We start from the raw sequence: 11770 nt of genomic DNA, 5'->3' as shown, positions 1-11770 counted from the left end.
AAGGACGGCAGGCATTGCACCTCCGTTCGGTGGGCCGAACCCGAACCGCCCTCAGCCCAGGCGGTCGTCCGGGCGGGTCCAGTGCGGGCCGATGCCGTGCTTCTTCAACAGCCGGCCAAGCGCGCGGCGCTCCTTTCCGGCGCGTTCGGCCGCGGCAGTGACGTTACCCCCGGCATCCTGCATCAACCCGGTAAGGTAGCGCCGCTCGAAGACCGTGACGGCACGCGCCTTTGCCTTGGCGAAGGGTTCGATCCCTTCGGGCGGCGCAGGCGGCGGGACGGGCGTTCCCGGAGGGGCGATATCGGCAAGCTCGATCCGCGCGCCCGCCGCCTTGAGCACGGCACGGTGCAGGAGGTTTTCAAGCTGGCGAACGTTTCCGGGCAGGTTCTGCGCCATAAGCCAGTCCCGCGCCGGATCGGACAGCCACATCGCAGGGCGTGCATAATCGGCGGCAAGCCGGTCCAGGAAGTGCCGTGCAAGATCGGCAATGTCGCAGCGCCTCTGGCGCAAGGGTGGCAGGGCAAGCGTCAGCACGTTGAGCCGGAAATAGAGATCCTCGCGGAAGGTTCCGGCCTCGACCAGCGTGGCGAGGGGCCGGTTCGAGGCGGCAATCACCCGCACGTCGACCTTGCGCAGGCGCCCGGCGCCAACGGGGCGCACCTCGCGTTCCTGCAGGAAACGCAGAAGCGCCACCTGCGCGCGCAGCGGCAGCGCGTCCACCTCGTCCAGGAAAAGGGTGCCGCCCTCGGCCTGATGCACCAGCCCCAGCGCCGCCCGTGCCGCCCCTGTAAAGGCCCCCGCCTCGTGGCCGAAAAGCTCGTTCTCGACCAGTTCACGCGGCAGGCAGCCGCAATTGACCGGCACGAAGGGACGCTGCTGGCGCGCGCCCAGCCGGTGGATCAGACGGGCAAAAAGCTCCTTTCCGGTGCCGGTCTCGCCCTCGACGAAAACCGGCGCGTGGCTTGCGGCAAATTTCTGTGCGGTCGCAAGCGCATCGCGGAAGGCGGGCGCGTCGCCCACGATCTCCATGCCGGCCCGCGTCTCGTCAAGCTGGCGCTGCGCGGCGCCGATCCGATCCGCGAACCGCTCGAAGCGGATGGCCAGTTCCGCGTGGCTCCAGGGCGCCTCGATGAACTCTGTCGCCGCACGCATCAGACCCCGCGCGTCCAGTTTCTCGCGGGTCGCCAGAACGCAGACCCAGGGCCGCGCATCCAGCCGCCGCAATATCTCGGCCTGATCGGGTCCACGGGCGGGATCGCACCCGACCAGCACGACGCAGCCCCGGCGCGGCGCCGAGGCCGCAGAACGCAGCCAGTTCGCGCCGCTCTCGATCCGGTTGCCGAACCCGATCGCGGCTACGTCGCGCGACAGGGCCGCGGCTGCCTCTGATGAGGCGAAGTTCAGGATCGGGAGCCGGGGCCCGGTGCGAGCAGATTGTGTCATGACGCTCCCCCCAAGCATCGCCGCGGGTACACCGCACACGCGTCACAACCTTACCTTTGGTCAGTATGCGCGCTGCCGGCCCATCCTGCAATGACCCGTGCCCGCAACGGCGCATGTGAGCAGCGCGATGCCGAAGGCGCCGCGCCCGGGGCCACGGTGCCAGGGTCGGGGAACAGGCTCTGCGGACCGGTGCGGACCGCGGGCGAAACCCGCACCCGCTACCGGCCGAGCGACCTGAAATGGTCGTTGATCCGGCCCGCGGTCGTCCACCAGACGGCATCGCCTCCGCGGTCCTGCATGTGTCCCAGGGCGCGGGCCAGGTGCCGCAGCCTGTGCGGGTGCCCCATCAGATAGCCATGCAGCGCGATCCCCATCACCAGCGGGCGGCGCGCGCTTTCCTCCAGCATCACGTCGAAGGCGTCGCAGATCATGTCCGCAAAGTCCGCCCCTTCTCGCTTGCGGCCAACGATCTGGGGAATGTCGTTCAGTTCTTGCGGATAGGGCACCGACAGGATGCGGCCCTGCCGCGTTGCCATCCACACCGGCTGGTCGTCATGGCACCAATCCAGCAGGTACTCGTAGCCCGCCTCTTGCAGCAGGTCGGGGGTGACCGCGCTCTGGCTGATCCAGGGGCCAAGCCAGCCCTTGGGCGCCTGCCCTTCCCTTTCGGTCAGGATCGCGGTCGCCTCGGCGATCAGCGCGCGTTCGTCGGTTTCGGCCAACACGCCCTGCCTTTCGGCATTGGTGCGGCCATGTCCGGCGATCTCGTCGCCACGGGCGCGGAACGCCTCGATCAGGCCGGGGGCCTCGTCGTAAAGCCACGCGTTCGCCAGCACCGTGACCGGCACGCCCAGACGGTCGAACAACTCCAGCATCCGCCAGGCGCCAACCCGGTTGCCGTAGTCGCGCCACGCGTAATTGAGCACGTCGGGCTGGGGTCCGCCCGGCGCAAGTTCGGCACCAAGCCCCTCGCCAAAGGCAAAACATTCGAGGTTCATGCCCAGGTAGACCGCAAGGCGGCGGCCCCCGGGCCAGTGAAAGTCAGGCCGGTCGGAGATCGCCGAATAGGCGTAGCGGCCGTGGTGGGGCAGATGTGACATGACGTTCCTTCGCGGCAGATAGCGGCCTTGCAGAGACAATATCCTCGGCTGAACAACGCCGCGAAATATTATTATATGACCGGCTGGCACGAACCGGCCTCCGTGACCGAGCTTGCGATCAACAAGGCCAGGCAGGACAGCCTCGGCGCCGAGTTGCAGGCCATCGTGTCGAACGCGGCCGCCGCCTGCAACCTCATCTCGCACAGCTGGGCCGAGGCGAACAACGCCTTAGCGCTAAAGGGATTCGAGGCGTCGGGAACCGAGCTGCGCGTTCTGCCCCCGAACGTGGTCGAGGCGCTGAGGCGCGAGATGGGGCCGCTCTATGACGAACTCGCCAGCCAGGCTGCGCAATTTCGCAAGGTGATTGAGAACTACTTCGTCTTCAAGCAACAGCACGACGTCTGGGCCCGCGCCTCCGAGCAGATCTGGCACTCGGAACTGCGTGATGCCTGAGGGCCGCCGCCGAAACCCGGACCGGGCGGCATCCCCGCGGTGCCGCCCGGCTGCATGACAAGGGACAGGACTGGACATGGGACGGGCACCTGCCATCGCCGACATCATCGACCGCATGACGCGGATCCGCGCACGTCTGGCCGCGGCGCTGTTGCTGGCGCTGGTCGCGCGTGGGCGAGGACATGCTCGAAGTGGTCGGGCGGCTTTCGGGGCGGCTGAACGGCGGTATGGCGGTGGCGTTGATCGTGGTCGGCGTGCTGATGGGCGCGTCCACGGGCATCGTGGGGACAACGGTCGTCACGCTGACCATGCCGGCGCTGCTGCGGCGCAACTATCACGGCGCCCTTCCCGCGGGCGCGATCTGCGCCAGCGGGACGCTGGGCCAGATCATCCCACCCTCGCTGGTGCTGATCCTGCTTGCCGACATCATGGGCGAAAGCGTCGGCACGCTGTTTGCGGCGGCCATTATCCCGGGGCTGATACTGGCCGGGCTTTACATTGCGTTCATCCTGATCCTCGGACGGCTGCACCCCGATCTGATGCCGCCCATTCCCGAGGCGGAACACGACGCCCTGCGATGCGGCCGCAACGGGACTGACCAGGCACGGGGCGAAGACATCGGTCTTGCCGAGCCTCGCCACCAGGCGCGGGCGGCATGCCCTTCCTGCCGATGAATTGAGCGGCGCGCCCGAAAAACCGGCGCCATCACCGGGGCGCCGCGCCGGGGCCATGGTCTGGCTTGCTCGTTTCGTGCTCCTGTGGTCTTGTTGGGATAAAGATGCACGCGTCGGCAATCGGGCCCCAATCCCCCACCAGCGGGGAACGGGGCCTTTTGCGTTCTGGGATCCATTCGCACGGGGGGCGAATTGCGAACAGCAAGGATCGGACTGCTCTTCTCGACGACCGGCCCCTATTCGGCGCTTGGCAAGAGCGCGCTGGATGGCGCCATGATGGCGATCCGCGAGATCAACCAGCAGGCGGCCCTGCGCCTGGTGCCGGTATGCGCGGACCCCCAGGGCGTTCCGTCCGAATACGAGCGCCTGGCCACCGGGATGCTGGGCGCGGGCGATCTGCGGCACATTGTCGGCGGAATAACCTCCTGGTCGCGCAAGGACATGATCCCGGTGATGGAACGGCATGGCGCGCTGCTTTGGTACCCCTGCCCCTACGAGGGCTTCGAGTGCAACGATCACGTCGTCTATCTGGGTGCCTGCCCGAACCAGCATCTGGTGCCGCTGATCGACCACGTGCTCGGGCAGCACCGCCGCCGCGCCTTCATGGTCGGATCCAACTATGTCTGGGGATGGGAGACCCTGCGCGTCGCGCGCGAGCGCCTGGGCGCGGCGGGGGCCGAGGTCGTGGCCGAACGTTATCTGCCGCTGGGCGATACGGCCTGCGCCCATCTGATCGAGGAAATCGCCGCCCAGAGACCCGACCTGATCGTGAACAGCCTGATCGGTCCGTCGAACCACGCCTTCATGCAGGCACTCTCGCATCCCGACCTTTCGGCGGAACGGCCATTGGTGGTCAGCGCGAACCAGACCGAAGCGGATCTCGCCGCGCTGGGACCGGCGGCGGATGGCATGCTGTCGATAGGCGCCTGGTTCGAAACCGTGGCAGGCGCGCCGACCGCGGGGTTCAGGGCGCGCATCGCGCATCAGTTCGGGGCCGAGTACCGCGCCTCGTGCAATTTCGCCACGGCCTATACGGCGGTGCACCTGCTGGCCCTGGGGTTGGCCCGCGTCGGACATGCCGATCCGCGCGCCGTGTTCGACGCGGTGGCCGGGGCGGATCACGCGACGGTTCTGGGCCGCATCCGCATCGACCCCGTCACCCGCCACACAAGCCTGATCCCGCGCCTTGCCATGGCCGAGGGCGGCGCGTTCCGCATCGTGTCCGACCCCGCGACCGCCGCCGCGCCCGACCCCTATCTGACCCGCGTGGCTCCAACCACACCGCGCCGCTCCGCGCCCGCGCTCAGGATCGTATCATGACGCAGCCCCTGGACCTGAATTTCACCGGCCGGCGCGCCGTCGTCCTGCACCCGGCAGAGACCGTCCGCGACGTACTGATCGCCCGGCTTGCGGTACTGGGCGTGACGGCCACGGGGAATTGGCCCGAGGCCAGCGACCTTGCCGGGGCCGATTTCGTGTTCCTGGACGTGGACATGGGGCATGACGGTCAGATACCGTGGCCGCCCGGGACCGCGCCGATCCCCCTGATCGCGCTGATCCGCTCCGAAAGCCCGGGCCGGCTGGCCTGGGCGCTGGGGCAGCACTGTGACGCCTTCCTCTCGCAGGCGGCGCTGGGGCTTGTCTATTCGACACTGGTGATCGCAAGCGCCAAATGCGCCGAGCGGCTGCGGACCATCCACCGGGAGGCCGAGATCGCCCGCCGGGCAGGCTTGCGCGACGTGCTGGTGCGCGCGGTCCTCGCGATCATGGCGGCAGAGGGCCTGGACGACCTGACCGCGCTGAAGCGGCTGCGCGCGCTTGCCATGATCGAACGGATTCCGCTGGAAGACGCGGCTGCGCGCTACCTGCAACAGGGCACCGCACGCCGAAAGGGAGAGCATCGATGACCGAGGCAGTGGCCAGTTCGCCCGCGCATGGCCGCGGCACGGGCAGGGTGCTGCGCGACCTCGTCCGCCGCCCGCGATCGGCCTTCGGCCTGACCGTGATCGTCACGATGCTGGCCGCGGCCATATTCGCGCCCTGGATCATGCCCTACGACCCCAACGATCAGATGTTCGATGGCCTCAGTCTGGAGGGCGCGCCGCTGCCACCGTCCGCGGAATTCTGGCTGGGCACCGACCTTCTGGGGCGCGACCTGTTCTCGCGGCTGATCCTCGGCGCGCAGACCTCGCTGATCATCGGGGTACTGGCCAACGGGATTGCGGTGGTGCTGGGCGCGACGGTGGGCATCACGGCGGGCTATTTCGGCGGCTGGATCGGCGGCATCCTGATGCGGTTTACCGATCTGATGATGGCCTTTCCCGCGCTGTTGCTGGCCATCGTGCTGGCCGCGATCTTCAAGCCCTCGCTGCTGATCGTGGCGATGGTGATCGCCATGGTGAACTGGGTTCAGATGGCCCGCGTGATCTATACCGAAACCCGCAGCCTCGCCCAGCGCGAATTCATCGAGGTGCAGCGCGCGATGGGGTCGTCGACCTTCCGCATCCTCGGGCGCCACATCCTGCCGCATCTGGTCTATTCGATCATCGTGTTCGGCACGCTGGGCATTTCCACCACCGTGCTTCTGGAGGCGACGCTGAGTTACCTTGGCGTGGGCGTGCAGCCACCGACGCCGTCCTGGGGCAACATCATCTTCGAGAACCAGACCTATTTCGCGACCGCGCCGTGGCTGGTGTTTTTCCCCGGCCTCGCGATCGTGCTCTTGGCGCTGGCGTTCAACCTGCTGGGCGACGTGCTGCGCGACACGCTCGACCCGCGGCTGAAGGGGCGGCACTGATGTGGGCTTACGTCATCCGGCGCCTGGGCGAGTCGCTGCTGATCCTGCTGGGGATCAGCCTGGTGACCTTCGCGCTTCTCTACCTCGTGCCCGCAGACCCCGCACGCCAGATCGCCGGTCGGTCGGCCACCGCCGAGACGGTGGCCAACATCCGAGCGCAACTGGGCCTCGATCAGCCGTTCCACGTCCAGTATGTCCGCTATCTCGGCAACCTGCTGCAGGGCGATCTGGGCCGGTCCTACCTGCAGCGCACAGAGGTGTCAGAACTGATCGCGGCGCGGATGCCGGCGACGCTCCTGCTGATGGGTGCCGCCATCGTGGTGGAACTGATCCTCGGGCTGACCATCGGCGCCATCGCCGCGCTCAAGCGGAACTCCGCCGTCGACCAGTCGCTCATGGTGTTTTCCTTCGTCACCATCTCGGCCCCGCAATTCGTGGTGGGCATCCTTCTGCTCTACGTCTTCGCGGTGCAACTGGGCTGGTTCCCGATCGGCGGCTACGGCACCTTCGCGCATCTCGTGCTGCCGGCCATCACCATCGGGCTTCTGGGCACCGGTTGGTATTCACGGATGATGCGGAGTTCCATGATCGACGTGCTGGCGCAGGACTATGTGCGCACCGCGCGGGCCAAGGGGCTGGGCAAGCTGCGCATCATCCTGCGCCATGTCGCGCCCAACGCGATCCTGCCCGTCATCGCCATGATCGGCATCGACATCGGCCTCTTCATGTCAGGCATCGTCGTCGTCGAAAGCGTGTTCGGCTGGCCCGGCATCGGCCAGCTGGCCTGGCAGGCGATCCAGCGCGTGGACATTCCCATCATCATGGGGGTCACGCTGGTGTCCGCCTGTTTCATCGTCCTCGGCAACCTTCTGGCGGATCTCATCGCGCCGCTGGTGGACCCGAGGATCAAGCTGAAATGACCAACAGGAGAGGGAAAGACCAATGAAAAAGACACTTCTGACAAGCGTTCTGGCGCTGGGCACGGCCTTCGGCCCGGCGCTGGCCCAGGACTTCACCGACGCCAAGCAGGGCGGCGAGATGATCGTCACCTACAAGGACGACGTCTCGACCCTGGACCCGGCGATCGGCTATGACTGGCAGAACTGGTCGATGATCAAGTCGCTGTTCGACGGGCTGATGGACTACGAACCCGGCACCACGGTGCTGAAAAAGGATCTGGCCGAGGACTACACGATCTCCGAGGACGGCACGGTCTTCACCTTCAAGCTGCGCGAGGGGGTGAAATTCCACAACGGCCGCGAGATGACGGCCGAGGACGTGAAATACTCGCTCGACCGCGTCACCAACCCCAAGACGCAAAGCCCCGGCGCCGGGTTCTTCGGCTCGATCGAAGGCTATGACGCCATGGCCGCGGGCGAGGCGGAAAGCCTGTCCGGCGTGACCGTGATCGACCCCTACACCGTCGAAATCAAGCTGTCGCGCCCCGATGCCACCTTCCTGCACGTGATGGCGATCAACTTCTCGTCCATCGTGCCGAAAGAGGTGGTCGAGGAGTTCGGCGAGGATTTCGGCAAGAACCCCGTGGGCACCGGCGCGTTCTACCTGGAGGACTGGACGCTGGGCCAGTCGCTGACCTTCGCGCGCAACACAGACTACTGGAACGAGGGTCTGCCCAAGCTTGACAAGATCACCTTCGAGATCGGGCTGGAACCCATCGTGGCGCTCTTGCGCCTGCAACAGGGCCAGGCCGACATCCCCGGCGACGGCATCCCGCCCGCGAAATTCCTTGAGGTGACCGAAGACCCGGCCTTCAAGGATTTCGTGATCGAGGGCGGGCAGCTGCACACCGGCTACATCACCATGAACGTCAACATGCCACCCTTCGACAACGTCAAGGTGCGCCAGGCGGTGAACATGGCGATCAACAAGGACCGTGCCGTGCGCATCATCAACGGCCGCGCGGTGCCCGCCAACCAGCCGCTGCCGCCCACGATGCCGGGCTATGCGCCCGATTACGAGGGCTATCCCTTCGACCCCGAGGCGGCCAAGGCGTTGCTGGCCGAGGCGGGCTACCCGGATGGGTTCGAGACCGAGCTTTACGTCTACAACACCGACCCGAACCCGCGCATCGCCCAAAGCTTCCAGCAGGACCTGGCGGCCATCGGGATCACCGCGGAAATCCGGTCGCTGGCACAGGCCAACGTGATCGCCGCGGGCGGCGAGCCGGACCAGGCACCAATGATCTGGTCGGGCGGCATGGCATGGATCGCCGACTTCCCCGACCCGTCAAACTTCTACGGGCCGATCTTGGGCTGCGACGGCGCGGTGCAGGGCGGCTGGAACTGGTCGTGGTACTGCAACGAGGAACTGGACGCCGCGGCGGACGCGGCCGACGCCATGACCGACCCGGCGATGGCCGAGCAGCGCGAGGCCGCCTGGCGCGACATCTACCTTTCCATCATGGAGGACGCGCCCTGGGTGCCGGTGTTCAACGAGCAGCGGTTCACCATGCGCTCGGCCAAACTGGGCGGTCCGGACGCGATCTTCGTCGACCCGGTGCATGTGCCGGTCAACTACGACTATGTGTATTCGACCGATGTGCAATAACTGCGGCCACACGATCCACGGTCGTCATCATCATTTCGGGTGGGATCGGTCGATCCCCCCCGTCGCCACCGTGGCGCCCGGGGAGTCGGTGCATTTCGAATGTATCGACGCCTCGGGCGGGCAACTCGCGCAGAACAGCACCGCCGCCGATCTGGCCAGCCTGTCCTTCGAGAAGGTCAACCCGGTCACCGGCCCCGTCTATGTGGACGGGGCCCGGCCGGGCGACGTGCTGAAGATCACGCTCGACGGCTTCACGCCGTCGGGCTGGGGCTGGACGGCGAACATCCCGGGCTTCGGCCTTCTGGCCGACCAGTTCCCCGAGGGCGCGCTGAACATCTGGGACTACGAGGCCGAAACGCTTGCCCCGGCGCTTTACTGCGGCGTGGCCCGCGTGCCGCTGAAACCCTTTGCCGGGACCATAGGGCTGGCGCCGGCCGAGGCGGGGCATCATTCGGTCGTGCCGCCCCGGCGGATGGGCGGCAACATGGACATCCGCGACCTGGCCGCCGGCACCACGCTCTACCTGCCGGTCGAGGTCGAGGGGGCGCTGTTTTCCATCGGTGACACCCACGCGGCCCAGGGCGATGGCGAGGTCTGCGGCACCGCCATCGAAAGCCCGATGAACGTCTCACTGACCCTCGACCTGATCCGGGACCAGCCGTTGAGGTTCCCGCGCTTCACCACGCCGGGGCCGGTCACACGGCATCTGGATGCAAGGGGTTACGAGGTGACGACCGGCATCGGACCCGACCTGATGACCGGGGCGCGGGACGCGCTGTCAGCCATGATCGACCTGATCTGCGCGAGCCACAAGCTGTCCCCGGTCGAGGCCTACATGCTGTGTTCGGTCTGCGGCGACCTGCGCATCTCCGAGATCGTGGACATGCCCAACTGGGTCGTCTCGTTCTACCTGCCGCGGGTGGTGTTCGAATGAGGGCACCTGCCGAAATGCCCGGGCGCGCAGGAACCCCGCGCCCGGTGCTGACCGTCGAGGGGCTGACGATCCAGGTCGCCACCCCCGACGGCGCCAAGCCGGTGGTCGAGGATCTGGGCTTTACCCTGAACCGGGGCGAGACCCTGTGCCTTGCCGGCGAAAGCGGCTCGGGCAAGTCGATGACGGCGCTGGCGATCATGGGGCTTCTGCCGCAGCCGATGGCGCGGATCGCCAGGGGCTCGATCCGGCTGGCCGACGGCACCGAACTGGCGGGCCGCAGCGAGCGCAACTTCCGCGACATCCGCGCCAACCGGATCTCGATGATCTTCCAGGAGCCGATGACCTCGCTCAACCCGGTGATGACGGTGGGGCGGCAACTGACCGAGGTGCTGCTGGAACACCGCGCCTGCCCCCGCGCCGAGGCGCGGGCGCGCGCCCTCGATCTGTTGCGCGACGTGCAGATCACCGATGCCGAGAAGCGGCTGGCCCAGTATCCGCATGAATTGTCGGGCGGCATGCGCCAGAGGGTGATGATCGCCATCGCACTGGCCTGCAACCCGGAAATCCTGATTGCCGACGAACCGACCACGGCGCTGGACGTCACCGTGCAGGCCGAGGTGCTGGAACTGATCCGCGCGCTGCAGCGCGAGCATGGCACCACGGTCCTGATGATCACCCACGACATGGGCGTGGTGGCCGAGATGGCCGACCGGGTGGTGGTGATGCGCAACGGGCGGCAGGAAGAGGCCGCGCCGGTACGTACGCTCTTCGCGGCCCCGAAGACGTCCTATGCCCGCGAACTGCTGGATGCCGTGCCGCGTCTCGGCCGGTCGCTTGCGCGCCCGGCCCCCGACCGCACCCGCGACGTGGTGGACGTGGCCGACCTGACCGTGCGCTTTCCGATGCGGGGCGGCGTGCTGAACCGGATCACGGCGCAGGTGCATGCGGTCGAGGGCGTGAGCTTTCGCATCAGCCCGGGCGAGACATTGGCGCTGGTGGGCGAATCCGGCTGCGGCAAGTCCACCATCGGCAAGGCGCTGCTGGGTCTCGTGCCGTGGGAGGGCAGCATCCGCGTCGACGGGCACCAGATGGCGGGACTGTCACCAAAGGGTCTCAAACCGATCCGGCGCAACATCCAGATGGTGTTCCAGGATCCCGGCGCCTCGCTGGACGCGCGCATGACCGTGGGCCGGCAGGTGGCCGAGCCGCTCCAGGTGCACGGCCTCGCCTCGGGCAGCGAGCTGCAGGACCGCGTCGCCTGGCTGTTCCGCCGGGTGGGTCTGACGCCCGACCAGATCGACCGTTATCCCCATGAATTCTCGGGCGGCCAGCGCCAGCGCATCTGCATCGCCCGGGCGCTCGCGCTGCGGCCCAGGGTCATCGTCGCCGACGAAAGCGTGTCGGCGCTGGACGTCTCGGTGCAGGCGCAGGTGCTGGACCTCTTGCGCGAGTTGCAGCAGGAGGAGGGCCTTGCCTACCTGTTCATCAGCCACGACATGGCGGTGATCGACCAGGTGGCCGACCGCGTGGCGGTGATGAATCTCGGCCAGATCGTCGAGACCGGAAGCCGCGAGCAGGTGCTGCGCGACCCCGCCCACGCCTATACCCGGCGCCTGCTGTCCGCCGTCCCGGTGCCCGACCCCGAGCATGTGCGCCCGCCCGTCCTGCCGCGCGAGGGCGAGGTCGGCTCGCCGGTCTGGCCGCTGGGGCAGTCCCCCGCGCGCCACGAGATGCACGAAATCGCCCCCGGCCACTGGGTCGCGCGCGCCCCGCGTTCGCGCGCCGCCTGATCGCCGCCCCA

General features: G+C 67.7%; 11 protein-coding genes. 9 read left to right on the top strand and 2 right to left on the bottom strand.

All coding sequences use genetic code 11. The features are described 5' to 3' along the window. Positions 1-51: 51 nt before the first annotated feature. Together EV655_RS13595 and EV655_RS13590 are read right to left on the bottom strand one after the other, a co-directional pair. Positions 52-1443, bottom strand: coding sequence for a sigma-54 interaction domain-containing protein (locus EV655_RS13595; RefSeq protein ID WP_207901973.1), 1392 nt, complete (start codon positions 1441-1443; stop codon positions 52-54). A 218-nt stretch (positions 1444-1661) separates the two neighbouring features. Continuing rightward, a complete protein-coding gene (locus tag EV655_RS13590; protein WP_132545757.1) occupies positions 1662-2543 on the bottom strand; it encodes a polysaccharide deacetylase family protein in 882 nt (293 codons plus the stop codon). Positions 2544-2570: 27 nt separating this feature from the next. Between EV655_RS13590 and EV655_RS13585 the strand changes: the two genes are divergently transcribed. The 9 genes from EV655_RS13585 (at position 2571) to EV655_RS13545 (ending at position 11759) form a co-directional block, all read left to right on the top strand. Next, positions 2571-2996 (top strand): hypothetical protein, encoded by a 426-nt coding sequence (locus tag EV655_RS13585; RefSeq protein ID WP_279389341.1) that lies wholly within the window; start codon positions 2571-2573, stop codon positions 2994-2996. Between the two features lie 170 nt (positions 2997-3166). Continuing rightward, a complete protein-coding gene (locus EV655_RS13580) occupies positions 3167-3670 on the top strand; it encodes a TRAP transporter large permease subunit (RefSeq protein ID WP_243645084.1) in 504 nt (167 codons plus the stop codon). Positions 3671-3862: 192 nt separating this feature from the next. Next, entirely contained in the window at positions 3863-4990 is a 1128-nt protein-coding gene (locus tag EV655_RS13575) for a transporter substrate-binding protein (protein WP_165905357.1), read from the top strand. Continuing rightward, on the top strand, positions 4987-5577 hold the full coding sequence (locus tag EV655_RS13570) for an ANTAR domain-containing response regulator (RefSeq protein ID WP_132545749.1): 591 nt from the start codon (positions 4987-4989) through the stop codon (positions 5575-5577). Before EV655_RS13575 ends, EV655_RS13570 begins: the two co-directional genes overlap by 4 nt. Continuing rightward, positions 5574-6467, top strand: a complete 894-nt coding sequence (locus tag EV655_RS13565; protein ID WP_132545747.1) for an ABC transporter permease — start codon at positions 5574-5576, stop codon at positions 6465-6467. The genes EV655_RS13570 and EV655_RS13565 overlap by 4 nt, the downstream gene beginning before the upstream one ends. Further along, on the top strand, positions 6467-7387 hold the full coding sequence (locus tag EV655_RS13560) for an ABC transporter permease (RefSeq protein WP_132545745.1): 921 nt from the start codon (positions 6467-6469) through the stop codon (positions 7385-7387). The genes EV655_RS13565 and EV655_RS13560 overlap by 1 nt, the downstream gene beginning before the upstream one ends. A gap of 22 nt (positions 7388-7409) precedes the next feature. After that, positions 7410-9035: an ABC transporter substrate-binding protein gene (locus EV655_RS13555; RefSeq protein ID WP_132545743.1), complete on the top strand. Its 1626-nt coding sequence runs from the start codon at positions 7410-7412 to the stop codon at positions 9033-9035. Beyond that, positions 9025-9969, top strand: a complete 945-nt coding sequence (locus EV655_RS13550) for an acetamidase/formamidase family protein (RefSeq protein WP_132545741.1) — start codon at positions 9025-9027, stop codon at positions 9967-9969. The genes EV655_RS13555 and EV655_RS13550 overlap by 11 nt, the downstream gene beginning before the upstream one ends. Further along, a complete protein-coding gene (locus EV655_RS13545; protein WP_165905356.1) occupies positions 9966-11759 on the top strand; it encodes an ABC transporter ATP-binding protein in 1794 nt (597 codons plus the stop codon). The genes EV655_RS13550 and EV655_RS13545 overlap by 4 nt, the downstream gene beginning before the upstream one ends. Positions 11760-11770 lie beyond the last annotated feature (11 nt).

This window comes from Rhodovulum euryhalinum (assembly GCF_004342445.1).
Lineage (GTDB): Bacteria > Pseudomonadota > Alphaproteobacteria > Rhodobacterales > Rhodobacteraceae > Rhodovulum > Rhodovulum euryhalinum.
This window is presented reverse-complemented; position numbering and strand designations above follow the sequence as displayed.

What these genes read in the sequence shown, in the direction of transcription:
- EV655_RS13595 (WP_207901973.1), bottom strand. Translation starts at nt 1,443, where the DNA reads ATGACACAATCTGCTCGCACCGGGCCCCGGCTCCCGATCCTGAACTTC.
- EV655_RS13590 (WP_132545757.1), bottom strand. Translation starts at nt 2,543, where the DNA reads ATGTCACATCTGCCCCACCACGGCCGCTACGCCTATTCGGCGATCTCC.
- EV655_RS13570 (WP_132545749.1), top strand. Translation starts at nt 4,987, where the DNA reads ATGACGCAGCCCCTGGACCTGAATTTCACCGGCCGGCGCGCCGTCGTC.
- EV655_RS13565 (WP_132545747.1), top strand. Translation starts at nt 5,574, where the DNA reads ATGACCGAGGCAGTGGCCAGTTCGCCCGCGCATGGCCGCGGCACGGGC.
- EV655_RS13560 (WP_132545745.1), top strand. Translation starts at nt 6,467, where the DNA reads ATGTGGGCTTACGTCATCCGGCGCCTGGGCGAGTCGCTGCTGATCCTG.
- EV655_RS13555 (WP_132545743.1), top strand. Translation starts at nt 7,410, where the DNA reads ATGAAAAAGACACTTCTGACAAGCGTTCTGGCGCTGGGCACGGCCTTC.
- EV655_RS13550 (WP_132545741.1), top strand. Translation starts at nt 9,025, where the DNA reads ATGTGCAATAACTGCGGCCACACGATCCACGGTCGTCATCATCATTTC.
- EV655_RS13545 (WP_165905356.1), top strand. Translation starts at nt 9,966, where the DNA reads ATGAGGGCACCTGCCGAAATGCCCGGGCGCGCAGGAACCCCGCGCCCG.